This is a genomic window from Streptomyces sp. TN58 (genome assembly GCF_001941845.1).
Taxonomy (GTDB): Bacteria; Actinomycetota; Actinomycetes; order Streptomycetales; family Streptomycetaceae; genus Streptomyces.
Window position 1 is genome coordinate 4,452,655 of the sequence record NZ_CP018870.1, and the last position, 26,579, is coordinate 4,479,233.

Consider the following 26,579-nt stretch of genomic DNA (forward strand, 5'->3'; position numbering starts at 1 on the left):
CGTGCCGGGCTGTGGCGTCGATCACAGGGCCGCCGAGGCAACTGCGCGCCGCGTTCGGCCGTCAACGGCAGCATGAGAAAGCGCATCTCCCTGCTGGCTGCCTGCGGCGTCGCCGCCCTCGGGCTCGCCGCCACTCCCGCACACGCCGCGGACCCCGTCTTCGCCCTGGCCGGACCGGCCGAAGTCGGCCTGCGCCCGCACCCCGGGCAGAACATCGCGCCGCAGAAGACCTCGGTCGAGTTCCGGCTCGTCAACGACACCGCCTCGGCGTTCGACCGGCAGAGCACCTTCACGATCGACCTGACCGGACTCAAGGGCATCGCCGACGTCGCGCTCGCCGAGCAGCAGGGCTCGGACTGCACGCTCACCGAGGCCGCCGTCACCTGCAAGCGCGCCGGGCTGTGGAAGGGCGAGACCACCGTCGTGGACCTCGACCTCAGGGCCGCCAAGGGCAGCAAGGCCGGCGCCACCGCCGACCTCACCGTCACCGGCAAGGCCGAAGGCGCCACCTTCCAGGCCGCCACCACCAAGGTCCGGGTCGGCGGCCCCGACCTCGTACTGGAGCGGGCCGACCTCAAGGCGGAGCAGAAGCCGGGCGACAAGCAGAACCTGTCGATCGTCTTCGCCAACGAGGGCACGGAGTCCGTCCGGGGCGTCGTCCTGGAGATGCGCACCACGCACGGCATCGACCTGGTCGAGCAGTACGACAACTGCTCCTACTCGCAGGACCGGAGCGAGGGGCAGCCCTGGAACACGGGCTGGAGCACCGTGCAGTGCCTGCTCGAAGGCGAGTACAAGCCGGGCGCCGTCTACGGCGTCGACGGCCCGCTGACCCTCAAGGCGGCCCCGCACGCCTTCGCCGACGGCCTCACCTACGCCGTGTACGCCGCCGGCACCCAGCCGAAGGCCGACAAGACCTCCAAGAAGCCGGCCGGCGGCAAGACGCTGGCCGTACGGGAACGCGCCGCCAAGGCCTCCGCGCAGTCCGCGGACCTCGACCCCTGGAACAACCTCCAGGAGTTCGACTTCCGGACGAAGAACAGCGCCGACCTCGTGGCCTGGCCCGTCGCCGTCGCCGGAGCGGCGGGCGAGACGGTCAGGGCCGAATTCGGCTTCCGCAACAACGGCCCCGCCTGGGTGGCGCACCTGCGCTCCGGTGAGAGCGTCGCCCGTACGGACATCGTGATCCCCGCCGGCGTGAAGGCCACCAAGGTCCCGGCCGGCTGCCAGGCGGCCAACGCCGACGGCACCGGCCGGGAGCAGACGCTGGGCGCGCCCCGCTACTTCTGCTCCACCGGGCACGTCGTGGGGGAGCGGGAGAAGTTCAGCTACCCGTTCGAGCTGAAGATCGAGCAGGTCGTGACGAACGCGGCCGGCTCCGTCTCGGTCGGCCAGTGGACGCCCGAGGGCACCAAGGGCCAGCCGTGGGACCCCAACCACGCCAACGACAAGGCGTCCGTCGTGATCAGCGCGAAGGACGGCGGCGCGACGCCGAGCCCGACCGCCACGGCCACCGCCTCTCCGACGGCCACGGCGACCACCTCGGCCTCGGCTTCGGCCTCCGCCTCGGCCACGCCCGCAGGCGCCGCGGGCACGAAGGCGAACGGCGGCCTCGCCGCCACCGGCAGCTCGGCCGGGGCCCTCGCGCTCGGCGGTGCGGTGCTCGTCGCCGCGGGCGGCGGTCTCGTCCTGGCCTTCCGCCGCAAGGCGGGCGCTCACGCCTGAGGCGTGTTGCGAAAGGGGCGGCGTCCCCGCAGGGCGGTGCGCGCGGTGTCTGGTGCGGTGCAGCGCAAGGCGGAGGGTCGTCCGCGTACCGGTCGTACGCGGGCGATCCCGCGCGGCTGCGCGGACACGGAACGGCCGGCCCGGGGCGTCCCCCGGGCCGGCCGTTCCTTACGGGGTGACCGGGCTGCTGTCCCCTGCCGTCCGGTCACGCGAAGGAGCGAGGTCCCACGACGCACGCACCACGAGGCGTACGTCTCATCGCTCCTGCGGAGCCACGCGTGGTGTAGCGGTTCCGCGGCTGGCTGCCGCGGACACCCTCACCAACGAAGCGCGCCCGGGCCGGTCACGCTCCGGACGAGTGACGAACAGCCGTCACACCCGGCCCCGGCACAGCTCCAGCAGGGTCATCGCGAGGGCGGTGCCGGGCCGGCCGAGGGCGTCGCTCCAATGGGACAGCACCTCCATCTCGCGGGACAGGTGCACCCGGCGGCCGCCGGAGGCGATCCGGGCGTCCTGGATGACCGTCGAGACGGCCATCCGCTCCTGGATCAGTCCGATGATCCGGTCGTCGATCGCGTCGATACGGGTCCGGGACTCGGCGATCAGCTGCTCGGGGGTGGTGGTGACGCTCATGGGGTTCTCCTGTGGGTCGTGCCGGCAGGAGCGGAAACGCGGAGCGCCCCGGTCCTGTCGGACCGGGGCGCTCTGGGAAGTCAGCGGCTCAAGCGAGCATCACGATGACCCATGGCGACCGGACCGGCCGGTGCCATAGGTAAAGAGGAAGCTCAGCTGCTTGCGCACGGAAGGGATTATTGCCTCCCGGCCCCCCGCACGCCAAGCACATTCGGATGGTGAGACGAAGGGGCCCCGGCGTCCCCCGTTAGAATCGACAAAACAGCCACCTCTTCCGCCGGAAGGCCGCCCCGTGCCAGAAGCACCCTCCGCCGCCCACGACAGCGCCCCGGACACGGTTCTCGTCGTCGACTTCGGCGCCCAGTACGCCCAGCTCATCGCCCGCCGCGTCCGCGAGGCCCGGGTCTACAGCGAGATCGTGCCGAGCTCGATGCCCGTCGACGAGATGCTGGCCAAGAGCCCCAAGGCGATCATCCTCTCCGGCGGCCCGTCCTCCGTCTACGAGGAGGGCGCCCCGCAGCTGGACCGCGCGATCTTCGAGGCCGGGGTCCCCGTCTTCGGCATGTGCTACGGCTTCCAGCTGATGGCGACCAGCCTCGGCGGCACGGTCGACAACACCGGCGCCCGCGAGTACGGCCGCACCCCGCTGGCCGTCTCCAAGGCCGGCTCCACCCTCTTCGAGGGCACCCCGGAGAACCAGTCCGTGTGGATGTCGCACGGCGACGCCTGCTCCGCCGCCCCCGAGGGCTTCACCGTCACCGCGTCGACGAACGTCGTACCCGTGGCGGCCTTCGAGAACGACGAGAAGAAGCTGTACGGCGTGCAGTACCACCCCGAGGTGATGCACTCCACGCACGGCCAGCAGATCCTGGAGCACTTCCTCTACCGCGGCGCCGGCCTCGCCCCCACCTGGACCACCGGCAACATCGTCGAGGAACAGATCGCGGCCATCAAGGCGCAGGTCGGCGACAAGCGCGCCATCTGCGGCCTGTCCGGCGGCGTGGACTCCGCGGTCGCCGCGGCCCTCGTGCAGAAGGCCATCGGCTCCCAGCTGACCTGCGTCTACGTCGACCACGGCCTGATGCGCAAGGGTGAGACCGAGCAGGTCGAGAAGGACTTCGTCGCCGCCACCGGCGTGCAGCTGAAGGTCGTCGACGCGCAGGAGCGCTTCCTGACCGCCCTCGCCGGCGTCTCCGACCCCGAGACCAAGCGGAAGATCATCGGCCGCGAGTTCATCCGCGTCTTCGAGCAGGCCCAGCTGGAGATCCTCCAGGAGGACGGCCCCGCGGTCGCCTTCCTCGTGCAGGGCACCCTGTACCCGGACGTCGTCGAGTCCGGCGGCGGCACCGGCACCGCGAACATCAAGTCGCACCACAACGTCGGCGGCCTCCCCGACGACATCGAGTTCGAGCTCGTCGAGCCGCTGCGCCAGCTGTTCAAGGACGAGGTCCGCATGGTCGGCCAGGAGCTCGGCCTGCCCGACGAGATCGTCCAGCGCCAGCCCTTCCCCGGCCCCGGCCTCGGCATCCGCATCGTCGGCGAGGTCACCAAGGAGCGCCTGGACCTGCTGCGCGAGGCCGACGCCATCGCCCGCCACGAGCTGACCGCGGCCGGCCTGGACCGCGAGATCTGGCAGTGCCCGGTCGTCCTGCTCGCGGACGTCCGCAGCGTCGGCGTCCAGGGCGACGGCCGCACCTACGGCCACCCGATCGTGCTGCGCCCCGTCTCCTCCGAGGACGCCATGACCGCGGACTGGACCCGCATGCCCTACGAGGTGCTGGCCCGGATCTCCACCCGCATCACCAACGAGGTGCCGGAGGTGAACCGGGTGGTCCTCGACTGCACGAGCAAGCCCCCGGGCACCATCGAGTGGGAGTAGCCCCCACCCGCCGCGCGTGACGAGCCGCCGCTCCCTTTGGAGCGGCGGCTCCGCCGTTTCTCTGGCCACTTGGCAGGGGCGCGGGTACCTTGCGCCGACGACGCCGGAGACGGACCGACGGAGGGCGGGCGATGTCCGAGGAGACGGGGACGCCGGGCACACGGCCCGGCCCGGTGCCGGTGGACCGGCTGGCGTTCGAGATGCCGCCCGCGCACACGGACCCGGCCCAGGAGCGGGCGTACCGCAAGGAGCGGCTGGCGGGCGCGCTGCGGCTGTTCGCCCGCCTCGGGTACGAGGACGGCGTCGCCGGGCACGCCACCGCCCGGGACCCCGAGTACGACGACTGCTACTGGGTGAACCCCTTCGGCCGCGCGTTCGCCGCCCTCCGGCCCGAGGACCTGCTGCTCGTCGACGGGGACGGGCGGGTGGTCCAGGGGGAGCGGCGCGTCAACCAGCTGGCCTTCGCCGTGCACGCCGCCGTGCACCGGGCCCGCCCCGACGCGGTCGCCGTCATCCGCGCGCAGGCCCCGTACGGCAGGGCGCTGGCCGCCCTCGGCGAACTGATCGCCCCGATCACCCACGAGGCCTGCGCCTTCTACGAGGACCACGCGCTGCTCGACGAGTACGCCGGCGCGGAGGACGGCGCGCGCATCGCCCGCGCGCTCGGCCCGTACAAGGCGCTCGTCCTGCGCAACCACGGGCTGCTGACGGTCGGCGGATCGGTGGACGCGGCCGCGTGGTGGTTCGTCTCCGCGGAACGGGCCGCGCAGGTGCAGCTGATCGCGCGGGCCGCCGGGAAACCGGTCCTCATCGACCACCGCAGCGCCGTGGCCACCCGCGAGCGGTTCGGCGGGGACCTCGCCGGCTGGGTGAGCTACCAGCCGCTGTGGCAGACCGTCGCGGACCTGGCGTCAACATCATGAACCGTTAATCACCTGCTCTGACATCGTGCGCAATCCGGAGCACTGCCCCAGTGGTGCACAATTCGCTGGCATTGCCCCGTAGTTCAGAGAGGCGGCACGTACGTGGCTGTCCAAGAGATGTCCCGCGGCACCCATACCACTGCCTGCGCCTGCGAAGAGTGCGCACGGGAAGGGCACCGCCGAGCGGTCGCCGCGTTCCTGGAGAAGCGCGACGAGTTCGCCGCCGGGCAGGGCGTGCCGGCCGCCGTCGCCCACTCCCTCGGCGCCTCCCGCCAGTGGGTCTCCGACGAACTGGCCCTGTCCGCCCGTACCGTCGCCGAACGGGGCCGGGAGGCCGGGAACTCCTGGCTGTACGTCTTCTCCCGGCGGGCCGTCCTCGCCGTGTGGATCGCCGCCGGCGTCCTGCTCCTGGTCCAGGTCGCCGCCGCGCTCGGCACCGGCTGGTCCACGGCGCGCACCGCCGGACTGCTCGCGGCGCTGCTGCTCGCCGGACTGCTGACGCTCGCCGCCCGCGCCCAGTCGGTGCGCGGCGGGCTGCTCGCCCCGCTCGTCGGCGAGGACAACCGGCTGTCCACCTCCAAGGCGGTGCCCACCGCCTGGGTGGTGCTGACGGCCTTCGCCACGCTGCTCCTGGCGCTGCGGCTCGCCGCCTCGGCCCCCGGTCCGGAGCGGCAGGCGCTGTACGCGGGCCTCGCCCTGGACCGGGCGCTGCCGCTGCTGTCGGTGGTCGTGCTGACCTCCGCGGTCGCGGTGCTGGTGCGCCGGGTGGTCTCCGTACGGATCATGGGCCAGCGGCTGCAGAAGCTGCCCGCCGACCGGCCGCGCGGAGCGGACCTGCTGACGGACGACGCCGGCCGCGGCAGCTTCCCCGACGCGCAGTACGTGCTCGTCTCCACGGTCGTACTGGCCTACGGGGCGGCCTCACTCACCCGCTTCCCGGACCGGCTGCCGCAGCTGCCCTGGGCGCTGGCCCTGCTGATGGCCCTGTCGGCCGCGGTCTACCTGGCGGCGAAGTACGCGGAGGGCAGCCGCCCGCTGGTGCTGTCGGTGGTGCGCAGACGCGAGCCCGGGGACCTGGACGCCGCCGTCCGCCCCGGGGACGACATCGAGATCCGGGGCGTGGGCTTCGTGCCGCCCGGTGCGCAGACCCCGGAGATGCTCGCCCGACTGGTGGTGCGGATCGGGGCGGTGCACGTGCACGTGCCGCTGATCCCGGTGCCCGGCGGCTTCACCAACCCCTCCGACGCGGTGCTGACCGTACCGGTCCCCGCGGAAGTGGAACCGGGGCGCACCGAGATCCAGGTGGTCACGGCTGCCGGAGTGGAATCCAACCGCTGCACCATCGACGTGGCCGAATGATCGGGGTAGACATGTCGCGTGACCAGAACCGAAGCACCTCCCCGGACCGACGTACCGCGCGGGCTGCGTGACCAGGCTGCCCGGTACCACCTGCTGCCCCTGCGCCTCTTCCTCGGCGTGACCTTCGTCTACGCGGGCCTGGACAAGCTGTTCGACCCCGCGTTCCTGTCGGCCTCCGGCGACGGCTCCATCGGCGACCTGATGCGAGGGGTGCGCGACACCTCGGCGATCCCCGCCCTCGTGGACCTGTCCCTGCGAGCGCCCGTCGGCTTCGCCGTGTTCCTCGCCGTCTCCGAGATCCTGGTGGGCCTGGGCACCCTGGCCGGCCTGCTGTCCCGGACCGCGGCCGCCGGCGGGGCGCTGATCTCGCTGAGCCTGTGGCTCACGGTGTCGTGGGCGGTGTCCCCGTACTACTACGGCAACGACCTGATCTACCTGGTGGCCTGGACCCCCCTGATCCTCGCCGGAGCGCCCTACCTGTCGCTGGACTCGGAGATCCGGTCGCGCCGGTCCCGGCGGACCGCGTAGGTGACCAGGCCCACCAGTGCGGCCAGCGTCAGACCGCCCGCGGTCAGCGGGATCACCGCGTACCACGGCAGATCGGCCTCGCCGGTGGTCTCGACCAGGTAGAGCGCGCCCGCCAGCAGCAGGACCAGCCCCGCGATCAGCCGTCCCGGCTGGAACTCATGACGCCGCACGGGCCACCTCCACCTGTCCGATTCCCGCACTCAGGTCCAGCTCGATCGTCCCGCCGGCATCGGTGCCGGCGGGCGGCGCGAGGGTCGCCGTCCGGCTCTGCCGCCCGGGGCTGACCCGCTCGATGCGGCCCTCGTAGTCGTCCGGGAACTGGATGTCGCCGAGGCGCCGGACGGTGACGTCCGCCCGGACGGTGGCCTCCCGCGGAAGCACCACCTGGAGCCGGCCCACGTCGATGGAAGCCCTGACGGCCACGGTGGTGCCCTTCGGCACGTCCAGGCGGCTCAGATCCAGAACGGCCAGTCCCGTGCCCGCCTCGTACTCGGGCCGTACGTCGGACACCGCGACCGGCCGCCACTCGAACGTCCCCCAGTCGGTGCCGATGTCCCGCGGCAGCGCCGCGGCCCCGGCCAGCAGGGCGGAGGTGAGAAGGGCCAGCACGACCGTGCCGAAGCCGGTGCGCCCCAGCAGGGAGCTGACCGCGAGCCCGAGGCCGAAGACGATCAGAGCGGCGGCGAGCCCGGTCTGCAGGGCCTCGCCCAGCGGGCTGCCCTCCCAGTTCGCCGCGGTACCGGCGGCCCCGGCCAGCATCGCCAGCACGAAGACCCGGCCGCCGATGCCGCCGCGCCCGCGGACCGGGGCGGCGGGCCGCCGTACGGCCGCGTCCGCGGCGCCCCGCTCGTCGGGCTGCGCCGGGTCGGCGGCCTCGGCGGCGTCGGCGGGCCCCCACAGGTACCCGGTCGCGCCGACCGGACCGGTGGTGCCGTCCTTGACCAGCGGGTCCCGCCACCAGGAAGGGGCGCCGGGGGCCGGGGGAGCCTTCGTCTCCGGCGGGGCCGCCGGCGCGTGCGCGGCGCGGGGCGCGGCCCCTCCCGGCGCCGGTGCCTCCGTCTCGGGCGGGGCGGCCTGGCGCCGCCGCTGCGACCAGTACGAGGCTCCGCCGAGCGCCAGGACCACCAGCACCGAGAAGACCGCGAGGCCGCCGTTGTCCAGCATCGACAGGAACAGCGCACAGCCCACCAGGGCGGCGAACACCGCCGCGAGGGTGGCCCCTTCGACCCGGCCCGTCAGCAGCTTCTTCGCCTCGCTGTCCTCCTCGCCCTCCTGCGGGAGCAGCAGCCACGCGAAGCCGTAGAAGATCAGGCCGACGCCGCCGGTGACCGCGAGGACGCCCAGGACGATCCGGAAGACCACCGGGTCCAGGTCGAAGTACCGGCCCAGCCCCCCGCACACGCCCGCGAGGACCTTGTCGCGCTTGCTGCGGCGCAGGGGCGGCCGGGGTTCGGCGGCCCGGGCCGCCCCGGGTGTCCCCGGCGGGGCGTCGTGTACTTCGGTCATGCGTCCATGGTGACGGGCCGCGCGGTCGCCCGGAATCCGGCCCTACCCTGGCGCAACCCTGATATCCCCCGGGCAGAAGTGGGGGGATGCCCTGATGCCGGGCCCCAGCCGGCCGTGTGACCCTTGGTGACATGCCCGTAGCCGCCGCCTCCCGCCCCCCGCACGCCCCGGACGCCGACGACCTGCCGCAGCGCAAGCTCTACCGCAGCGCCGACGGCCGGATGCTGGGCGGTGTCGCGCGGGGACTGGCCGGGCACCTCGGGCTGCCCGTGGGATGGGTCCGGCTCGCGTTCCTCCTCCTCTTCATGTGGGGCGACGGGCTCGGCGTGCTGCTCTACGCCGCGTTCTGGGTGTTCGTGCCGCTCGGCGTCGGCGGCCGCGCCGGGCACCGCTCCTTCTTCGAGGTCCTCCCCGACGGCACCCGCAGGCTGCGCAAGCCCGACAGCGGACAGATCACGGCACTGATCGCCCTGTTCATCGGCGCGGGCATCTTCATCTCCAAGGTGCAGGTGGGCGGCGAGTCCGGGCGCCACGTGTGGCCGACACTGCTGGTCGGGGCCGGCGTGGTCCTCGTCTGGCGGCAGGCCGACAACGCCCGGCGCGCCCACTGGACCACCGCCGCCGGCCGGCACGGCCGGCTCTTCCAGGCCGCCCGCGCGCTCGCCGGCGTCGCCCTGGTCGGTGTGGGCCTCACGGTCTTCATCGTCGTACGGGGCTCCGCCGCGCAGCTCGGCAACGTCCTCACCGCCACCCTCGCCGTCCTCGTCGGCGTGGCCCTGCTCGCCGGACCCTGGCTGATCCGGATGACCCAGGACCTCTCCGAGGAACGGCTGATGCGCATCCGCGCCCAGGAACGCGCCGAGGTCGCCGCCCACGTGCACGACTCGGTGCTGCACACCCTCACCCTGATCCAGCGCAACGCCGAGGACGTGGGCGAGGTGCGCCGCCTCGCCCGGGCCCAGGAGCGCGAGCTGCGCAACTGGCTCTACAAGCCCGAGGGCACCGGCAAGGACGAGGCCGACGAGCCCGCCACGCTGGCGGAGGCCGTGAAGAAGACCGCCGCCGAGGTGGAGGACCACCACGGCGTGCCCATCGAGGTCGTCGTCGTCGGCGACTGCCCGCTCGACGAGAAGCTGGGCGCACAGCTCCAGGCCGCGCGCGAGGCGATGGTCAACGCGGCCAAGTACGGTGGCGAGGGCGGGCCGGTGCAGGTGTACGCCGAGGTGGAGGGGCAGACGGTGTTCGTGTCCGTACGCGACCGCGGTCCCGGCTTCGACATCGACGCGGTACCCGAGGACCGCATGGGCGTACGAGAATCGATCATCGGCCGGATGCAGCGCAACGGCGGGACCGCACGACTGCGGTCCGCGCCCGACGGCGGCACGGAAGTCGAGCTGGAGATGGAGAGGGCGGCGAACGCGGCATGACCGAGGACGGCAAGAACGCAGGCACGGGGGAGACCAGGCGCGTCCGGGTGGTGCTCGTCGACGACCACAGGATGTTCCGCACCGGGGTGCAGGCCGAGATCGGCGAGACCGCACGGACCGGCGTCGAGGTCGTCGGCGAGGCCGCCGACGTCGACCAGGCCGTCACCGTCATCACCGCCACCCGGCCCGAGGTGGTCCTCCTGGACGTGCACCTGCCCGGCGGCGGCGGCGTCGAGGTGCTGCGCCGCTGCGCCCCGCTGATGGCGGCCGCGGAGAATCCGGTGCGGTTCCTCGCCCTGTCGGTGTCGGACGCCGCCGAGGACGTCATCGGCGTGATCCGGGGCGGCGCGCGCGGGTACGTCACCAAGACCATCACCGGCACCGACCTGGTGGACTCCGTCTTCCGTGTGCAGGACGGCGACGCGGTGTTCTCGCCGCGCCTGGCCGGCTTCGTCCTCGACGCGTTCGCCTCGACGGACGCCCCGCCGGTGGACGAGGACCTGGACCGGCTCACGCAGCGCGAGCGGGAGGTGCTGCGGCTGATCGCCCGCGGATACGCGTACAAGGAGATCGCCAAGCAGCTCTTCATCTCCGTCAAGACGGTGGAGTCGCACGTCTCGGCGGTGCTGCGCAAGCTCCAGCTCTCCAACCGGCACGAGCTGACCCGCTGGGCGACGGCCCGACGCCTGGTGTGACGCATGAGGCGCGCGTGATGTCGGACACCTGACGGGTGACGGCTGCCGCGCGCCGTGCGCCGTTGACCTGCGGTGTGACCGAAACCGCAGGTCGACCCGGCAACCGGGGCCCGGCCGGCCGCCCTCTACGGTGGCGTGATGAGCCTGACCGGGACCCCCTTCTTCGCCACGGTGATCGCACTGACCGCGCTCGCCGTCATCCTGCCCCTGGCCGTGTGGAGCAAGGTGCGCGGCCCCGCCGTCGTACGGGTCGCCCTGCGCTTCCTGATGGTGGTGTTCGCACAGGTCACCGCGATCGCCGTGGTGTTCGTCGCGGTCAACAGGGCCGAGCACTTCTACAACTCGTGGGACGACCTGCTCGGCACCGGCACGTACGTCACCGCGGCCCCCGACCTCGGCCCTGACGGCCTCGGCGGCAAGAAGGTCGAAGAGGCTCCGAAGGTCAAGCAGGTCTTCCAGCCGGTCGAGGGGCTGGGCGGCCGGGTCAGGAAGACCGAGCTCGACGGCAAGATCTCCGGGGTCAAGGGCGACGTCCTGGTGTGGCTGCCCCCGCAGTACGACGACCCGGCCTTCAAAGACAGGAAGTTTCCGGTCGTGGAGCTGATCCCGGGCATTCCCGGGACGGGCAAGTCCTGGTTCCAGGGGCTCAAGGCACACGAGGTGCTGGAGCCGCTGATGAAGAGCGGCAAGGTGCAGCCGTTCATCCTCGTCTCGCCGCGCGCCATGCTCCTGGGCAACGGCGACACCGGCTGCGCCAACCTCCCCGGCAAGGTCAACGCGGACAGCTGGTTCAGCGTCGACGTCCGCAAGATGGTCGTCGACAACTTCCGGGCCTCGGACGAGGCCCGTACCTGGGGCGTGGCCGGGTACTCCGCCGGCGCCTACTGCGCCGCCAAGCTGGCCATCTCCCACCCCGACCGCTACAGCGCGGCCGTCTCCCTGTCCGGCTACAACGACCCCGGCCAGGAGCCCACCTCACTCGTCGCGCAGGATCCGCAGACGCGCACCGCCCACAACCTGAAGAACATCCTCAAGGCGCAGCCGGCCCCGCCGGCCGTCTCGCTGTGGCTCTCGGGCGCGGAGCACGACGGCTACCTGTCCGGCATGGACCTCAAGGGTCTCGCGCAGAACCCGACCGTCGTCCACGCCGAGAAGGTCGTCGGCGGCCACAACCTCGAATCGTGGTCCAAGCAGCTGCCGCAGACCTTCGGCTGGCTGAGCGGCGTGGTCAAGGCCCCGTAGGGGGCCGCCGGGTCTGCCGCCCGGCGTACGCGTGTCCGCCGGTCGGGCTCACGCCGGGCGGGAGGCGCCGGCCCAGGGCATCGAGTCGATCGGCGCCAGCCGGACCGTCGATCCCGGGCGGGGGGCGTGGATCATCTGGCCGTTGCCGACGTAGAGGCCGACGTGGGTGACCCCGGAGTAGAAGAACACCAGGTCGCCGGGGGCCAGCTGGTCGCGGGAGACGCGTCGGCCCGCGTTGATCTGCGTGTAGGTGGTACGGGGCAGGGACACCCCGGCCGAGCGCCACGCCGCCTGGGTGAGCCCCGAGCAGTCGAAGGAGCCGGGACCGGTCGCCCCCCACACGTAGGGCTTGCCGATCGCGCCGTACGCGAAGGCCACGGCGCGGGCCGCGCGGGAGCCGTCGGCGGGCGGCGGGGGCGCGGGGGCGGCCTGGCCGGCGGTGGCCGCGGACGCGGCGCCGGGCGCCTGGGCCTCGTAGGCGGCCCGCTCCTCGGCGGTGAGCTTTGCCAGCAGCTGCTTGGCGGCGGCCAGCTTCTTCTCGGCCTCGGCCTTGTGGGAGGCGAGCTCGTCCCGCCGGGTGCGCAGGTCGGCGAGCCGCCCCGACGCCTGCTCGCGCAGCTTGGCGACCTCGTCGAGCTTGCGCCGCACGGTGGTGATCCCGGCGGCGTTGCGCTCCCCGGCGCGGGAGATGAAGGAGGCCTGGGAGAGGTACTCCTGCGGGTCCTGCGCCAGCGCGAGCTGTACGGCGGGGCCAAGGGAGCCGCTGCGGTACTGGGAGGCGGCGAGCGTTCCCAGCGCGCTGCGGGCGGTGTTGAGCTGGTCGGCCTTGCGGGCGGCCTCGTCGCGCAGGCCGGTCAGGGCACGTTCGGCCTCGTCGGCCTTCTCCTTCGCCCCGTTGTACCGCTCGGTCGCCGCCTCGGCCTCCTCGTAGAGCCGGTCCACCTCGGTTTTGATCTGGGCGGGGGTGGGCCGGGGGTCGGCCTGGGAGGTGCCTTCGAAGGCGGTGGCGGTGGCAGCGCCCGCGAGGGCGATGGTGGCGGCGGTCCGTACCGAGCCGCCGGAGAGCGGGCGCTGCCTGGGCTTTCGATGACTGGCCACGAGGGCCTCACGTCCTTCCTCTGCCGGTGCTGCTAGGAGGAGGACGCTAGACCCGGAGGTAACGGGCGGATGACGGGATGATCGCAAGTGGCCTGATGCGACCGGAGGTGGCCGCGCCGGACCGGAGTGGATCGTTCCGGGGTGGGTCAGTGCCAGAGAAGGGCGACGAAGATGTTGATCACGGTCAGGCCGCCGACGGCGCCGAACGCCGCCTTGTCGACGCGCTCCTCGTCGCGCTTGACGTAGACCAGGGCGAGGATCACGAAGAGGAGGGCGAGCTTCACGCCGATCTTGACGTGGTTGACGGGGCTGCCGTCCATCTCGTTGAAGCCGACGAGGAGCACGCCGGTGACGAGCATGGTGAGCGCGCCGTGCAGCATGGCGGGCGTGAAGCGGGCGGTGCCGGCGCTCATCGCCTTCATCTGGGTCAGGAAGCCGCCGAGCAGGGCCGCGATCCCGATGATGTGCAGGCCGACGAAGACACTGATGAGTACGTCCATGGCAGCGAGCGTACGGGGGCGTACGGGCGGCCCCGGAGGCGGGTCGGCGTCCGTACGAGATCTGCGTACAGTGGGGGCATGCATGCCGCCGCCGACGACCTGTCCCACCCCGCCGCCGACCGCATCGAACTCGTCGACGTCCTGGCGGCGCTCGGACACCCCGTGCGGCTGGAGATCGTCCGCAAGCTCGCCTCCGGCGCGGAGGCCTGCTGCGGCGACGTCGTGCCCGACCTGCCCCGGTCGAGTGTCACGCACCACCTCAGGACGCTGCGCGAGAGCGGGGTCATCCGCCGGCGCCCCCAGGGCCGCAGGCTCTACCTCGCGCTGCGCCGCGACGACCTGGAGCTCCGTTTCCCCGGTCTGCTGGAACTCGTGCTGGCCTGTCGGTCCCGCCCCCTAGACTCGGAATGCGATGAGCAGCCTCTTTGACGACAGCTTCCTGGCGGACCTCACCCCCTCCGACGAGGTCCCGCCGCCGCCCGAGGAGTACCCCGCCCCGGAGGCGGGTGCCGACGACCTCTTCGGGGGGCACTTCGACGTGCCCATGACCGGGGACGCGTACTACCGGGACGGCTCTCCCAAGCCCGTCATCGACCCGGCGGCACTCCTCGACGGCCTGAACGAGCAGCAGGCCGCCGCCGTCGTGCACGCGGGCTCCCCGCTGCTCATCGTGGCCGGCGCCGGCTCCGGCAAGACCCGCGTGCTGACGCACCGCATCGGCCACCTGCTGGCCGCCCGCGGCGTCCACCCCGGCCAGATCCTGGCGATCACCTTCACCAACAAGGCCGCCGGCGAGATGAAGGAGCGCGTCGAGGGCCTGGTCGGCCCGCGCGCGGGCGCCATGTGGGTCTCCACCTTCCACAGCGCGTGCGTGCGCATACTGCGCCGCGAGTCCAAGCGGCTCGGCTTCACCTCGTCGTTCTCGATCTACGACGCGGCCGACTCCAAGCGCCTGATGGCCCTCGTCTGCCGCGACCTGGACCTGGACCCGAAGAAGTTCCCGCCGAAGTCCTTCAACGCCAAGATCTCCAACCTCAAGAACGAGCTCATCGACGAAGAGGCCTTCGCCGACCAGGCCGCCGACGGCTTCGAGAAGACCCTGGCGCAGGCGTACGCGATGTACCAGGCGCGGCTGCGCGAGGCCAACGCCCTCGACTTCGACGACATCATCATGACCACGGTCCACCTCCTCCAGGCCTTCCCGGACGTCGCCGAGCACTACCGGCGCCGCTTCCGGCACGTCCTGGTCGACGAGTACCAGGACACCAACCACGCGCAGTACACGCTGGTGCGCGAGCTGGTCGGCACCGGCTACCCGGACCTGCCGCCTGCCGAACTGTGCGTGGTGGGCGACGCCGACCAGTCCATCTACGCCTTCCGCGGGGCGACGATCCGCAACATCCTCCAGTTCGAGGAGGACTACAAGGACGCGACGACGATCCTGCTGGAGCAGAACTACCGCTCCACGCAGACGATCCTCTCCGCCGCCAACGCCGTCATCGAGCGCAACGAGAACCGGCGCGCCAAGAACCTGTGGACCGAGGCCGGCTCCGGCGCGGTCATCACCGGCTACGTCGCGGACACCGAGCACGACGAGGCCCAGTTCGTCGCCGACGAGATCGACCGACTCACCGACGCCGGAGACGCCAAGGCCGGCGACGTCGCGATCTTCTACCGGACCAACGCCCAGTCGCGCGTGTTCGAGGAGATCTTCATCCGGGTCGGCCTGCCCTACAAGGTCGTCGGCGGCGTCCGCTTCTACGAGCGCAAGGAGGTCCGCGACGTCCTCGCGTACCTGCGCGTCCTCGCGAACCCGGAGGACAACGTCCCGCTGCGGCGCATCCTGAACGTGCCCAAGCGCGGCATCGGCGAGCGCGCCGAGGCGATGATCGACGCGCTCGCGCTGCGCGAGAAGATCACCTTCCCGCAGGCGCTGCGGCGCGTCGACGAGGCCTTCGGCATGGCGGCCCGCTCCACCAACGCGGTGAAGCGGTTCAACACGCTGATGGAGGAGCTGCGCACGATCGTCGACTCGGGCGCCGGCCCGGCCGTGGTGCTGGAGGCGGTCCTGGAGCGCACCGGCTACCTCGCCGAACTCCAGGCGTCGACCGACCCGCAGGACGAGACGCGGATCGAGAACCTCCAGGAGCTGGCCGCGGTGGCGCTGGAGTTCGAGCAGGGGCGCGAGGCCGCGGCCGCCGAGGCACCGGAGGGCGCGGCGCCGGTCGGCCCCGGGACGCTCGCCGAGTTCCTGGAGCAGGTCGCCCTCGTCGCCGACTCCGACCAGATCCCCGACGAGGACGAGGACGGCTCAGGGGTCATCACCCTCATGACCCTGCACACCGCCAAGGGCCTCGAATTCCCGGTGGTGTTCCTGACCGGCATGGAGGACGGCGTCTTCCCGCACATGCGCGCGCTGGGCCAGACCAAGGAACTGGAGGAGGAGCGCCGCCTCGCCTACGTCGGCATCACGCGGGCGCGAGAGCGGCTGTACCTGACCCGCTCCGGCATGCGCAGCGCGTGGGGCACGCCCTCCTACAACCCGCCGTCGCGGTTCCTGGAGGAGATCCCGGACCAGTACCTGCAGTGGAAGCGCACAGGAGCAGCGCAGAAGCCGGCCGGTCCGATGCGCAGTTCTGGCTACGGCTCGGGCGCCGGTGGCGGACGGACGTCGTTCGGCACCTCGCCCGAGGCCTTCCTGTCCTCGGCGCGTACGAAGTCGGGCCCGTCCGGCTTCGCGACGCGCCGGGCCTCCGACAAGCCGGTCATCGCCCTGACGGTCGGGGACCGGGTGACGCACGACCAGTTCGGGCTCGGCACCGTCATGGAGGTCAAGGGAGCGGGCGCCGACGCGCAGGCCACCATCGACTTCGGTGACGACAAGCCCAAGCGGCTGCTGCTGCGCTACGCGCCGGTGCAGAAGCTCTGACGGCCGGGCCGTGCGCGAATGCCCGGCAGCGCGAACGCTGCCGGGCACGCGTGGGGCCGGTGGGGCTGGCCGGGCGGTGGGCGCCGAGGTGGCGGTGGCTACCTCGGGTCGAGGCCGTGGCTGCGGAGCCAGGCCAGGGGGTCGATCGCGGAGCCGCCGCCGGGACGGACCTCGAAGTGGAGGTGCGGACCGGTGGAGTTGCCGGAGTTGCCCGAGTAGGCGATGACGTCGCCCGCCTTGACCTTGCCGCCGCGGATCTTGGTGGAGCTGAGGTGGCAGTACCAGGTCTCGGTGCCGTCGGGCGCGGTTACGATGGCCATGTTGCCGTAAGCGCTGTTGTACTGGGTGCGCACGGTGCCGTCGGTGGCCGCCATGACCGGCGTCCCGTAGGACACCGGGAAGTCGATGCCGGTGTGCACCGACATCCACATGCCGCCGGCCTGGCCGAAGCTGGCGCTGAGGCCGTGCTGGTTCACCGGGACGGCGAACTTGGGGCGGGCGGCCTCCTTGGCCGCGGCCTCCTCGGCCTTCTTCTTCTTTTCCTCTTCCTGGCGCTCGCGCAGGTCGATGCGCTCCTGCGTGCGGCTCGCGCGGTCCGCGAAGTCGCCCGCGTCGGCGCTGAGCGCGACCAGTTGGGTGTCGAGCTTGGTGTTCGCGGCGACCGGCTTCACCGAGGCCGGGTCGGGCGCGGCCACCGTGGTGGTGTCCTCGCCGGACTTGTCCGTGCCGGTCAGGCCGCCGACGGAGGCGGCCGCGACGCCCGCGACACCCATCACGCAGGCGGAGGGAACGGCGACGGTCAGCAGGGCGGAACGCTTCGCCGGGGTGCGCCGGCGGCTGCCCGCCGACTTGGCGCCGGCCGTCTTCGTACCGGCCGACTTGGCGTTGCCCTTGGCGCCGCCCTTGGCTGCGTTGCGGCGCGCGGCGCGCGGCGCGGAGGTCACCGGCATGGCCTGGGTAGGCATGTCGTGGACGCCGTGCAGCTCGTGGACCTCGGGCAGCTCGTACGCCTCGTGGCCTTCGGAGCCCTCGGACGACACCTCGGCGGTCTCGTCGGCGAGCACCTCGAAGACGGCGGTCTCGCTGTAGTGGTGGTCGGCGGCCCCGGTCCCCGGGGCTTCCTGGACCTCGTGGACCTCGTGGACCTCGTGGGCATAGCCGGCGGTGCCGAGGGTGGTCGTGCCGTACGCGTAGTCCTGCTGCGCGGGCTGGTAGTCGTACGCGTAGTCGGCCTCGGGCTGCGCCGAGGCCTGCGGGACGGTGTTCCAGGCGGTCGCGTCGTAGGCGCCGGTCTCGGTGCCGGTCGTGCCGAAGCCCGGCATCGCCCAGTGGCCGGTCTGCTCGGCGGAGGTGTCGTAGCCGAAGGAGGCCGACGGGTAGGCGGTGTAGCCGGAGTGGTCCGTGCCTGCCCCCGCCGCGTTCCAGGCGCTCGCGTCCCAGCTCCCGGTGGTGTCCTCGGGGGCTGACTGCGAGGGGATCGTGGACAGGTAGGGGTCCTGCGAGGTCCACGCCGTGGTGTCGTACGCGCCGGTCTCATAGGAGCCGTAGGCGGCGTAGTTGACCCCCTGGCCCTGCGTTTCATAGGAAACGTAGGTCGAGTCACCAGCGAAAGCGGTGGTGGAAAGGCCGTCATACCCGGCATCCGGGTACTGGCCCGACGAGGGGCGGTCGTTCACCAACTTCTCTTTCGCCTCGGCAGTGGGGGCCTGGGTGGCCGGGAACTCGAAGTTCACCGGAGGAGAGCAGTGGCGTGACTGTACCCGTCGGTTACTCGCAACGACAATCTTCGCCGGGTCCTCAGTTCAGCGGAACCGGGCATTCGGCCGCCTTTCGGTCGCCGGAAGACGCAGCCTTGGCCTTGAGTTCGAAATGTGTTCGAGTGGCGGCCGCTGGGCTGTCAGGCGACGGAGGCCGCGTCCGGGCCGGTCACGGCCGTGGGCGCGGGGCCGTCGAGGGCGCGGGCGACTGCCGCGATGACCGCGGGGTGTGCCGGAAGAGCCAGATGGCCGATGCCCATGACCTGCACGTTTTCCACACACAGGTCGGGGTGTTCGATACGCGCGCTGCCGACCGGCGCCATCAGCGTGTCGAACTCGCTCCAGAAGGCCACGCAACGGGTGGCGCAGCCGGGCGACGGCGCCGCCAGCTCGGCGAGCACCTCGGAGTCGGGGCGCATCTGCCGCACGAGGGGGTGCGCGTCCATGAAGGGGGCCACCCGCGTCCCGGCGTGCGGAGTGCCGAGCGTGACGAGGGTGCGGACGCGGCTGTCGCCGCCGAGGCGCTGGACGTAGTACCGGCCGACCAGGCCGCCCAGGCTGTGCCCCACCAGGTCCACCTGCTCGTGTCCGGTGCGTTCGCACAGCTGCTCGACCCGCCGGGCGAGGTGGCGGGCGATCACGCGCAGGTCGAGCGCGAGGGGCGAGTAGTTGTACGCCTCCACGTGCCGCAGGCCGCCGGCCGCGAGGGCGCGGCGCAGCAGGACGAAGACCGAGCGGTTGTCGGTGAAGCCGTGGAGGAGGAGAACGGGCGGGCGTGTCGTGGCCGCGGCGGGGGCCGTCCTCTCCTGGCACACCCCGGTGGGGTACAGCAGGAGGTGCCCGCCGAGCACGACGACCTCCAGCGCGCCGGCCCGCAGGGCGGCGCCGGACAAGGGCACGGGAACCGGTAAGGACAGACCCATCGACGGCCTCCTGTGATCCTCCGGGGGCGGCGGCCGCCGCGCCACCGTGCCGTGCGGCTGTCGGCACGGTGGCGCAATGCCGTCCCACGTGTGATTTCCCCCTCGTGCCCGCCCGCGAAACGGCAGCGTGCGCGATGCTGTACTTAACGTTCGTTCACTCGGGAGGCAGTGCGATGGGTGTGACCGGTCCGATCCGTGTGGTGGTGGCCAAGCCGGGTCTCGACGGCCACGACCGCGGGGCCAAGGTGATCGCGCGGGCGCTGCGGGACGCGGGTATGGAAGTCATCTACACCGGCCTCCACCAGACCCCCGAGCAGATCGTGGACACCGCGATCCAGGAGGATGCCGACGCGATCGGCCTCTCGATCCTCTCGGGCGCCCACAACACGCTCTTCGTGCGGGTGCTGGAGCTCCTCAAGGAGCGCGACGCGGAGGACATCAAGGTCTTCGGCGGCGGCATCATCCCGGAGGACGACATCGCCCCCCTCAAGGAGAAGGGCGTGGCCGAGATCTTCACCCCGGGCGCGACGACGACCTCCATCGTGGACTGGGTCAACGCGCACGTGCGGCAGTAGCCACCGCCGGCCGGAAGCGGGCCGTCCACCCGGTCGGCCCGGCGCTGCCGGACGGGAACGCGGCCTGCCCGGACCGCGCCGGGCCGGCGTCCGGGCCGGGCAGCCCGGCCGCGGACGCCGGCCGGGCGTCCCGCAGGGATCAGGCCGGGGCCAGTTCCGACAGCATCGCCGCGCGCAGCCGGAGGGTGGCCACCAGCCGCTGGAAGGCCTCCGCCCAGTACGCCGCCGCGCCCGGGGACGCGTCCGGCGGTTCCTCCGCGGCAGCGGTCAGGGCCTCCAGACGGCCGGCCTCGGCAGGGTCGAGGCAGCGCTCGGCCAGCCCCATCACCCCGCTGAAGCTCCACGGGTAGCTGCCCGCCTCGCGGGCGATGTCCAGCGCGTCCACCACCGCCCGGCCCAGCGCGCCGGCCCACGGCACCACGCACACCCCGAGCAGCTGGAACGCCTCGGAGAGCCCGTGGGCCCGTATGAACTCCGCGACCCATGCGGCCCGTTCCGCGTCGGACAGGGTCTCCAGCAGTTTCGCCCGCTCGGCGAGGGAGGCCGTGCCGGGGCCGGCGGCGGGAGGCGCCGACGCCGGGCCGAGCAGGGCCCGCGACCACTCCGGGTCGCGCTGGCGCACCGCCGCCCGGCACCACGCGGCGTGCAGTTCCTCCGTCCAGCCCTCCGCCGCGGCCACCGGCAGGGCGACGATCTCCGCCGGCCCGAGGCCGCCGAACCGCTCCCGCCAGCACGACAGCGGCGCCGCCTCGACGAGTTGGCCGAGCCACCAGGCACGCTCGCCGCGTCCGGCGGGCGGCCGCTTGACCACCCCGTCGCGGAGCATGCCCGCATCGCATTCGGCCGGCGGCGCCACCCCCTCCGGGCCCACGCAGGCCAGGGCGCGCTCGGCCATGCGTCCCGCAAGCGCCGACTTCGGGAGCGCGGACAGCAGTTCGGCTGCCGTCGCACGAACATTGCGGCTGCGGTCGCCCAGAGCCGCCTCAAGGAACGGCTCGTCCCCCAGGGAGAGTCCCGACCTCAGCGAATCGAGGAACATCAGCCGGTCCTCGGCCCGTTCGCTCGCCCAGGTCGTCGCCAGCAGCCGCGTCGCGGCCGCCGGCTCGTGGGCCCGTACGGCGCCGAGCAGCGCGACCCGCTCGGCGAACAGCCCCTCCTCCCACAGCCGTTCCACCGCGGCGCCGTCGGTCACGTCCGGCAGGTCCCCGCCGGCCGCCCCGCCGCGCAGCGCGAACCGCCAGTCGGGATTCATCCGCGCCAGCCACAGCCCCCGCGTCCCGGCCAGGGCCAGGGCGTGCGGGCGCAGGTCGGTGCGGGCCCGGGCGGCGTCCAGCAGCGCCGGTACGAGCGCGTCGGGCGCGCGGTAGCCGTGCCGTCCGGCCGCGGCCAGCCACTGCGGGAGCAGCTCCGTCAGATCGGGGGCGGATCCGCGCCGCCCGCCGCCGTTCACCGGACCGCTGCGGCCCGCCAGCAGCTGCGCGAGCCGCCGGCCGGCCGCCTCCGGAGGCGCCGGCCGGGCATCGCGGGGTGCCGGCTCCGGGCGGGGGCCCGCCACCGCCGGCCGCAAACCGGCCCGGCGGCGGACGGCGTGCACGGCCGCCGCGTCCAGCAGCGCCTCCGGCGAGCCGGCCGGGCCCCCGCCCCGGCGCCGGTCGGTGCCCAGCAGCGCGGCACCGACCAGTTCCTGCCACTCCCCGTACCCCTCGTCACCCTCGCCCATCGGTGCCCCTCCCTCGCTGCTCGTCATCGTCGGTGTGCGTCGCCCCGGTCCCGCCCCCTCCACGGGACCGGGGCTGTCTGTGCCGTGTGCGGCTTCGTTCAACTGGCGTGGTTGTCGTTCATGAAAGCCCCCCGGCTTCTCGTCGTTGCCTCTACGGCGCCCCCCGGCGCCGCACCTCTTCCGGCCGTCCTCGCGGAACGGCACAGGACCCCCCAGGCCCCCTGCGATGTCGTCGTCAGGTCAGGACAGGGCGACCGGCTCGGACGAGCCGGGCTGCCATGCCGTCAGCGGGGTGAACCCGCGGTGGCCGCACTCGCCGAAGACCGTCACCGGGCCCCCGCCCGACAACGCGGCCAGCTGCCACAGCCCTCCGCGGGAGCGGCTGCCCGCCCCGGTGAGGGGCACCGGCAGGGCGGAGGTGCCCTCCGCGTCCGCCACCTGCCAGCCGAGCTCTCCCGGTATCGGAACCACCGGACCGAGCACCACCGGCCAGGACTCCAGCCACGGGTCCTCCCGCAGCGCTGCCCCGTAGGCCTCCAGGGCCGCCCCCGTACTCACCCCGGCCGGGACCTCCCGGCACGGCACGGCCGCGGCCGACCTCTCCCCGAGGTCCGCCCGCAGCCCCGCCGAGCCGGGCCGGAAGCGCATCTCCGCCTCCAGCACCAGCCCCACCGGCAGCGCCAGCCCCGGCGGCCGCCCGGGCGGGCCGAAGTCCAGCACCAGCGCGGGCCGTCCCCCCGCCAGCCCGCGCAGCCATATCCGGCGGGTGGTGAGCCGGCCGTCCGGCGACACCGAGTCGTACTGCGCGAGCACCAGCCAGCGGTCCCGTACGGCCTCCCCCTCCCCGGAGGCCGGCAGTCCCACCCGGCTGCGCACGGTCGCCGCCAACTGGTCCGGAAGCCCCGTCACCCCCATCCAGGCCCGGTCCAGCAGGTGCAGCAGCGCCGCCTCCTCCAGCATCCTGGCGGGCCAGCCGGGGCCGCAACTGGGTATCGTCCCCAACTCCCGCACCCGTCCGGCCAGTCCGGGCGCCTGTGCGTCCACCATCCGGGCGGCGGTCTCCTCCCATGCCGCGTACCCCGTGTGCTCCTGGCCCGCGAGCCCGCCGCGCAGCAGGTCGGCCAGGCGCTGTTCCAGCTCGGTCACACCCGCCCCGACGCGGGCCGCCCGGCGTTCGGCCCGGCGCCGGGCCGCCTCCTGGTCCACCGGCCCGGTCGTCCCGGACGCGGTCCGCGCGGCCTTCGCCGCACGGTCCGCCAGCCACTGCGCGGCCCAGTCCGGTGCCTCCCCGGGCTCGCCGACCCCCTCGGCGGACCAGAGCAGGAGCAGCCCCAGCGCGTGCTTGCACGGGAACTTCCGGCTCGGGCAGGAGCACTTGTAGGCCGGCCCGGTCAGGTCGACGACCGTCCGGTACGGATTGCTCCCGCTGCCCTTGCACAACCCCCATACAGAACCGGAAGCGGAACCTCCGATCTGTGACCACGGCCCCGCCCCGCCGAGTCTGCCGCCCGCCTTGCGTGAGGCATCGTCAGGAGCCAGAGCCAGTACCTGTTCCGCCGTCCAGCGGACCCCCTGCTCAGTCATGTGAACCACCGTAGAGACCCCCTCTGACAATCGCTCTGACCTGCAACGACGCGTTCGGAGGCGGGCGTTGTCAGTGGCGTGGTGCACCGTGGGAACAGCAGTCGGGAGCGGCTGCGGAGCATTGGAGGGGGACCATGAGCAAGCCCGAGAACGGCATCGGCGCCGAGGCGCTGCGACCGCACGCCGAAGACGCCTTCGCGCACGAACTGAAAGCCCTGGCGGCCGCCGACGACCGGCCCCGTCCGACCCGCTGGAAACTCTCCCCGTGGGCCGTCGCCACCTACCTGCTCGGCGGCACGCTCGACGACGGCACCGTGATCACACCCAAGTACGTGGGCCCGCGCCGGATCGTCGAGGTGGCGGTCACCACGCTGGCCACCGACCGCGCCCTGCTCCTGCTCGGCGTCCCCGGCACCGCCAAGACCTGGGTGTCCGAACACCTCGCGGCCGCCGTCAGCGGCGACTCCACCCTCCTCGTCCAGGGCACCGCCGGCACCCCGGAGGAAGCCATCCGCTACGGCTGGAACTACGCCCGGCTCCTCGCCCACGGCCCCAGCCGCGAAGCCCTCGTCCCCAGCCCCGTCATGCGGGCCATGGCCGAGGGCATGACCGCTCGCGTCGAGGAACTCACCCGCATCCCCGCCGACGTCCAGGACACCCTCATCACCGTCCTGTCCGAGAAGACCCTGCCGATACCGGAGCTCGGCGAAGAGGTCCAGGCCGTACGCGGCTTCAACCTCATCGCCACCGCCAACGACCGCGACCGCGGGGTCAACGAGCTCTCCAGCGCGCTCCGCCGCCGCTTCAACACCGTCGTCCTGCCGCTGCCCGCCACCGCGGACGCCGAGGTCGACATCGTGGCCCGCCGCGTCGACCAGATGGGCCGCGCCCTCGACCTGCCGGCCGTGCCCGAGGGTCTGGAGGAGATCCGCCGCGTCGTCACCGTCTTCCGCGAGCTGCGCGACGGCGTCACCGACGACGGCCGCACGAAGGTGAAGTCGCCCAGCGGCACCCTCTCCACCGCCGAGGCCATCTCCGTCGTCACCAACGGCCTGGCCCTGGCGGCCCACTTCGGGGACGGCGTCCTGCGCCCCTCCGACGTGGCCGCGGGAATCCTCGGCGCCGTCGTCCGCGACCCGGCGGCCGACAAGGTCGTCTGGCAGGAGTACCTGGAGGCCGTGGTCCGCGAGCGCGACGGCTGGAAGGACTTCTACCGGGCCTGCCGGGAGGTGACCGTATGAGCACCGCCCGCCAGGGCCCGCTGCTCCTCGGCGTACGCCACCACGGCCCAGGATCGGCCCGCGCGGTCCGGGCCGCCCTGGACGCGGCCCGCCCCGCGGCCGTGCTCGTCGAGGGCCCGCCCGAGGGCGACGCCCTGCTCGAACTGGCCGCCGACCCCGGGATGCGGCCGCCCGTGGCGCTGCTCGCGCACGCCGCGGACGACCCGGGCCGGGCCGCGTTCTGGCCGCTCGCCGACTTCTCCCCGGAGTGGGTCGCGGTCCGCTGGGCACAGCGGGCGGGCGTGCCGGTCCGGTTCATGGACCTGCCCGCCGCCCACTCGCTGGCCGGCGCCGGGGAGGCGGACCCCGACCGGGCCGAGCCGGACGCGGTCAGGCTGGACCCGCTCGCGGTCCTCGCCGAGACCGCCGGGTACGACGACCCCGAGCGCTGGTGGGAGGACGTCGTCGAGCACCGGGGGACCGGCGGCGCAGGCGAGGAGGCCCTCGCCGCGTTCGAAGCGCTCGGCGAGGCCATGGGCGCCCTGCGCGAGGCCTGCGGCGACGGCGGCCACCGCCGCGACCTGGTCCGCGAGGCGTACATGCGCGGGCGGATGCGGGCCGCCCGCCGCGAGTTCGGCGACGGGTACGCCGTGGTGTGCGGCGCATGGCACGTCCCCGCGCTGCGGGCGAAGACCACCGTCGCCGCCGACAAGGCGCTGCTGACCGGGCTGCCCAAGGTCAAGGTCGAGACCACCTGGGTGCCGTGGACCCACCGCCGGCTCGCCCGGGCCGGCGGATACGGCGCGGGCATCACCTCACCCGGCTGGTACGCCCACCTCTTCTCCGCGCCGGACCGGCCCGTCGAGCGGTGGCTCACCAAGGTCGCCGGCCTGCTGCGCGAGGAGGACCGGCAGGTGTCCTCGGCGCACGTCATCGAAGCGGTCCGGCTCGCCGAGACCCTGGCCGCGATGCGGGGACGGCCCCTGCCCGGCCTGACGGAGACGCTGGAATCGGTCCGGGCGGTGATGTGTGACGGCTCCGACATACCGCTCGCGCTCATCGAGGACCGCCTCGTCGTCGGCGACGTGCTCGGCGAGGTCCCGGACGCGGCGCCCGTCGTCCCGCTCCAGCGGGACCTGACCCGGCAGCAGCGCTCCCTGCGGCTCAAGGCGGAGGCGCAGGAACGCGAACTGGAACTGGACCTGCGCAAGGACACCGACGCGGCGAAGTCCCTGCTGCTGCACCGGCTGCGCCTGCTCGGCATCGGCTGGGGCACCCCGACGGCCTCCCGCAGCAGCACCGGAACCTTCCGGGAGACCTGGCGGCTGCGCTGGGACCCGGAGCTGTCCGTACGGGTGGCCGAGGCCGGCATCTGGGGCACCACCGTCCTGGCCGCGGCCACGGCCAAGGCAGAGGCCGACGCCGCCTGCGCCGAGGAACTGGGCGAGGTGACGGCGCTGGCCGAGAAGTGCCTCCTCGCCGGACTGTCCGAGGCGCTGCCGGCCGTACTGCGGGCCCTCGCGGACCGCGCCGCGCTGGACACCGACGTCGCACGGCTCGCCAAGGCCCTGCCGGCACTGGCCCGTTCGCTGCGGTACGGGGACGTCCGGGGCACCGACGCGACGGCGCTCGGCGCGGTCGCGGCCGGGCTCGCGGAGCGGATATGCGTCGCGCTGCCCCCGGCCTGCGCGGCCGGCCTGGACGCCGACGCGGCGGCCGAACTGCGCGGCCACGTCGACGGGGTGCACACGGCGGTCGGCCTGCTGGCGGACGCCGACGACGGGCTGCGTGAGCGCTGGTCCGCGGTCCTGGGCACGCTGGCGGACCGCGACACCGTGCCGGGCGCCATCCGCGGCAGGGCGGTCCGGCTCCTGCTCGACGACGGGCGGCTGGAGGCCGGGGAGACGGCACGGCTGATGGGGCTCGCGCTGTCCCCGGCGGCCCCGCCCGCCGACGCGGCCGGCTGGATCGAGGGCTTCGCGGGCGGGAGTTCGGGCGGCGGCACCCTGCTGGTCCACGACGACCGGCTGCTGGGCCTGATCGACACCTGGCTGGCGGGGGTGCCGGAGCGGGCCTTCACCGACGTGCTGCCGCTGCTGAGGCGGACGTTCGGGGCGTACGAGCCCGGGGTCAGACGGAGCCTGGGCGAGCTGGTCCGGCGCGGCCCCGGGCGCCCGGCGGCGCGGTCGGCGGGCGACGCCCCCGACGGCTTCGCCCCCGAGCTGGACGCGGAGCGGGCGGACGCGGTGACGGAGCTGGTGCGGATGCTGCTCGCGTCCGCCGACACGGTCGCGGCGGCCTGAGGGCGGCTGCCGTGCCGAGAGGGCGGCGCCGTCGCGACGAGTACGACGAGTAC

General features: G+C 73.5%; 22 protein-coding genes. 13 read left to right on the top strand and 9 right to left on the bottom strand.

Annotated features, from left to right (window positions below; translation table 11 throughout):
- Positions 1-72: 72 nt before the first annotated feature.
- Complete coding sequence (locus tag BSL84_RS20330; protein WP_045323147.1) at positions 73-1,725, top strand: LPXTG cell wall anchor domain-containing protein; 1,653 nt, start codon at positions 73-75, stop codon at positions 1,723-1,725.
- A gap of 372 nt (positions 1,726-2,097) precedes the next feature.
- Here the strand turns inward: BSL84_RS20330 and BSL84_RS20335 are convergent, their stop codons facing one another.
- A complete protein-coding gene (locus BSL84_RS20335) occupies positions 2,098-2,358 on the bottom strand; it encodes a chorismate mutase (protein WP_030029430.1) in 261 nt (86 codons plus the stop codon).
- A gap of 292 nt (positions 2,359-2,650) precedes the next feature.
- Here BSL84_RS20335 and guaA point away from each other — a divergent pair, with 292 nt between their 5' ends.
- The 4 genes from guaA (at position 2,651) to BSL84_RS20355 (ending at position 7,047) form a co-directional block, all read left to right on the top strand.
- Positions 2,651-4,237 carry a glutamine-hydrolyzing GMP synthase gene (gene guaA / locus BSL84_RS20340; protein WP_075970860.1) on the top strand — a complete coding sequence of 529 codons (1,587 nt, stop codon included), beginning with the start codon at positions 2,651-2,653 and terminating at the stop codon, positions 4,235-4,237.
- A 131-nt stretch (positions 4,238-4,368) separates the two neighbouring features.
- Entirely contained in the window at positions 4,369-5,160 is a 792-nt protein-coding gene (locus BSL84_RS20345) for a class II aldolase/adducin family protein (protein ID WP_075970861.1), read from the top strand.
- Positions 5,161-5,262: 102 nt separating this feature from the next.
- Positions 5,263-6,519 (top strand): hypothetical protein, encoded by a 1,257-nt coding sequence (locus BSL84_RS20350; protein WP_075970862.1) that lies wholly within the window; start codon positions 5,263-5,265, stop codon positions 6,517-6,519.
- A gap of 18 nt (positions 6,520-6,537) precedes the next feature.
- Entirely contained in the window at positions 6,538-7,047 is a 510-nt protein-coding gene (locus BSL84_RS20355) for a DoxX family membrane protein (RefSeq protein WP_030029422.1), read from the top strand.
- On the opposite strand, the gene BSL84_RS20360 is transcribed toward BSL84_RS20355, so the two are convergent.
- On the bottom strand, positions 6,993-7,217 hold the full coding sequence (locus tag BSL84_RS20360) for a hypothetical protein (RefSeq protein ID WP_030029420.1): 225 nt from the start codon (positions 7,215-7,217) through the stop codon (positions 6,993-6,995). The two genes, BSL84_RS20355 and BSL84_RS20360, sit on opposite strands and share 55 nt — an antisense overlap.
- Positions 7,204-8,553, bottom strand: coding sequence for a PspC domain-containing protein (locus tag BSL84_RS20365; protein ID WP_045323151.1), 1,350 nt, complete (start codon positions 8,551-8,553; stop codon positions 7,204-7,206). The genes BSL84_RS20360 and BSL84_RS20365 overlap by 14 nt, the downstream gene beginning before the upstream one ends.
- A 131-nt stretch (positions 8,554-8,684) precedes the next feature.
- On the opposite strand from BSL84_RS20365, the gene BSL84_RS20370 reads away from it, so the two are divergent.
- The 3 genes from BSL84_RS20370 (at position 8,685) to BSL84_RS20380 (ending at position 11,917) form a co-directional block, all read left to right on the top strand.
- A complete protein-coding gene (locus BSL84_RS20370; RefSeq protein WP_030026674.1) occupies positions 8,685-9,980 on the top strand; it encodes an ATP-binding protein in 1,296 nt (431 codons plus the stop codon).
- A complete protein-coding gene (locus BSL84_RS20375; protein ID WP_030026673.1) occupies positions 9,977-10,675 on the top strand; it encodes a LuxR C-terminal-related transcriptional regulator in 699 nt (232 codons plus the stop codon). Before BSL84_RS20370 ends, BSL84_RS20375 begins: the two co-directional genes overlap by 4 nt.
- 138 nt (positions 10,676-10,813) lie before the next feature.
- Positions 10,814-11,917 (top strand): alpha/beta hydrolase, encoded by a 1,104-nt coding sequence (locus BSL84_RS20380; protein ID WP_045323152.1) that lies wholly within the window; start codon positions 10,814-10,816, stop codon positions 11,915-11,917.
- A gap of 48 nt (positions 11,918-11,965) precedes the next feature.
- Here BSL84_RS20380 and BSL84_RS20385 read toward each other — a convergent pair whose 3' ends face one another.
- Both BSL84_RS20385 and BSL84_RS20390 read right to left on the bottom strand, forming a co-directional pair.
- Positions 11,966-13,015: an NlpC/P60 family protein gene (locus BSL84_RS20385; protein ID WP_045323153.1), complete on the bottom strand. Its 1,050-nt coding sequence runs from the start codon at positions 13,013-13,015 to the stop codon at positions 11,966-11,968.
- A gap of 146 nt (positions 13,016-13,161) precedes the next feature.
- A complete protein-coding gene (locus tag BSL84_RS20390; protein ID WP_075970863.1) occupies positions 13,162-13,515 on the bottom strand; it encodes a hypothetical protein in 354 nt (117 codons plus the stop codon).
- Between the two features lie 78 nt (positions 13,516-13,593).
- Between BSL84_RS20390 and BSL84_RS20395 the strand changes: the two genes are divergently transcribed.
- The gene (locus BSL84_RS20395) at positions 13,594-13,944 is read left to right on the top strand and encodes an ArsR/SmtB family transcription factor (protein WP_037662107.1); all 351 of its coding nucleotides are present in this window, start codon (positions 13,594-13,596) and stop codon (positions 13,942-13,944) included.
- The gene (gene pcrA, locus BSL84_RS20400; RefSeq protein ID WP_030028771.1) at positions 13,928-16,444 is read left to right on the top strand and encodes a DNA helicase PcrA; all 2,517 of its coding nucleotides are present in this window, start codon (positions 13,928-13,930) and stop codon (positions 16,442-16,444) included. The genes BSL84_RS20395 and pcrA overlap by 17 nt, the downstream gene beginning before the upstream one ends.
- A gap of 98 nt (positions 16,445-16,542) precedes the next feature.
- On the opposite strand, the gene BSL84_RS20405 is transcribed toward pcrA, so the two are convergent.
- Positions 16,543-18,177, bottom strand: a complete 1,635-nt coding sequence (locus tag BSL84_RS20405) for a M23 family metallopeptidase (RefSeq protein ID WP_420718786.1) — start codon at positions 18,175-18,177, stop codon at positions 16,543-16,545.
- A gap of 164 nt (positions 18,178-18,341) precedes the next feature.
- On the bottom strand, positions 18,342-19,124 hold the full coding sequence (locus tag BSL84_RS20410; RefSeq protein ID WP_075970864.1) for an esterase/lipase family protein: 783 nt from the start codon (positions 19,122-19,124) through the stop codon (positions 18,342-18,344).
- Positions 19,125-19,297: 173 nt separating this feature from the next.
- Here BSL84_RS20410 and BSL84_RS20415 point away from each other — a divergent pair, with 173 nt between their 5' ends.
- Positions 19,298-19,699 (top strand): cobalamin B12-binding domain-containing protein, encoded by a 402-nt coding sequence (locus tag BSL84_RS20415; protein ID WP_030764263.1) that lies wholly within the window; start codon positions 19,298-19,300, stop codon positions 19,697-19,699.
- 139 nt (positions 19,700-19,838) lie between these two features.
- On the opposite strand, the gene BSL84_RS20420 is transcribed toward BSL84_RS20415, so the two are convergent.
- Positions 19,839-21,419, bottom strand: a complete 1,581-nt coding sequence (locus BSL84_RS20420; protein WP_107069677.1) for a DUF5691 domain-containing protein — start codon at positions 21,417-21,419, stop codon at positions 19,839-19,841.
- A 240-nt stretch (positions 21,420-21,659) separates the two neighbouring features.
- Complete coding sequence (locus BSL84_RS20425) at positions 21,660-23,003, bottom strand: SWIM zinc finger family protein (RefSeq protein ID WP_075970865.1); 1,344 nt, start codon at positions 23,001-23,003, stop codon at positions 21,660-21,662.
- 134 nt (positions 23,004-23,137) lie between these two features.
- Here BSL84_RS20425 and BSL84_RS20430 point away from each other — a divergent pair, with 134 nt between their 5' ends.
- Together BSL84_RS20430 and BSL84_RS20435 are read left to right on the top strand one after the other, a co-directional pair.
- Positions 23,138-24,244 (top strand): ATP-binding protein, encoded by a 1,107-nt coding sequence (locus tag BSL84_RS20430; protein ID WP_030031274.1) that lies wholly within the window; start codon positions 23,138-23,140, stop codon positions 24,242-24,244.
- Positions 24,241-26,526 (top strand): DUF5682 family protein, encoded by a 2,286-nt coding sequence (locus BSL84_RS20435; protein WP_075970866.1) that lies wholly within the window; start codon positions 24,241-24,243, stop codon positions 26,524-26,526. The genes BSL84_RS20430 and BSL84_RS20435 overlap by 4 nt, the downstream gene beginning before the upstream one ends.
- Positions 26,527-26,579: the final 53 nt, after the last annotated feature.

Bases quoted from the DNA above. Each gene is read 5' to 3' on its own strand.
- BSL84_RS20330 (WP_045323147.1), top strand. From the start codon at position 73: ATGAGAAAGCGCATCTCCCTGCTGGCTGCCTGCGGCGTCGCCGCCCTC.
- BSL84_RS20335 (WP_030029430.1), bottom strand. From the start codon at position 2,358: ATGAGCGTCACCACCACCCCCGAGCAGCTGATCGCCGAGTCCCGGACC.
- BSL84_RS20345 (WP_075970861.1), top strand. From the start codon at position 4,369: ATGTCCGAGGAGACGGGGACGCCGGGCACACGGCCCGGCCCGGTGCCG.
- BSL84_RS20365 (WP_045323151.1), bottom strand. From the start codon at position 8,553: ATGACCGAAGTACACGACGCCCCGCCGGGGACACCCGGGGCGGCCCGG.
- BSL84_RS20370 (WP_030026674.1), top strand. From the start codon at position 8,685: ATGCCCGTAGCCGCCGCCTCCCGCCCCCCGCACGCCCCGGACGCCGAC.
- BSL84_RS20375 (WP_030026673.1), top strand. From the start codon at position 9,977: ATGACCGAGGACGGCAAGAACGCAGGCACGGGGGAGACCAGGCGCGTC.
- BSL84_RS20380 (WP_045323152.1), top strand. From the start codon at position 10,814: ATGAGCCTGACCGGGACCCCCTTCTTCGCCACGGTGATCGCACTGACC.
- BSL84_RS20390 (WP_075970863.1), bottom strand. From the start codon at position 13,515: ATGGACGTACTCATCAGTGTCTTCGTCGGCCTGCACATCATCGGGATC.
- BSL84_RS20395 (WP_037662107.1), top strand. From the start codon at position 13,594: ATGCATGCCGCCGCCGACGACCTGTCCCACCCCGCCGCCGACCGCATC.
- pcrA (WP_030028771.1), top strand. From the start codon at position 13,928: ATGAGCAGCCTCTTTGACGACAGCTTCCTGGCGGACCTCACCCCCTCC.
- BSL84_RS20410 (WP_075970864.1), bottom strand. From the start codon at position 19,124: ATGGGTCTGTCCTTACCGGTTCCCGTGCCCTTGTCCGGCGCCGCCCTG.
- BSL84_RS20415 (WP_030764263.1), top strand. From the start codon at position 19,298: ATGGGTGTGACCGGTCCGATCCGTGTGGTGGTGGCCAAGCCGGGTCTC.
- BSL84_RS20420 (WP_107069677.1), bottom strand. From the start codon at position 21,419: ATGGGCGAGGGTGACGAGGGGTACGGGGAGTGGCAGGAACTGGTCGGT.
- BSL84_RS20425 (WP_075970865.1), bottom strand. From the start codon at position 23,003: ATGACTGAGCAGGGGGTCCGCTGGACGGCGGAACAGGTACTGGCTCTG.
- BSL84_RS20430 (WP_030031274.1), top strand. From the start codon at position 23,138: ATGAGCAAGCCCGAGAACGGCATCGGCGCCGAGGCGCTGCGACCGCAC.
- BSL84_RS20435 (WP_075970866.1), top strand. From the start codon at position 24,241: ATGAGCACCGCCCGCCAGGGCCCGCTGCTCCTCGGCGTACGCCACCAC.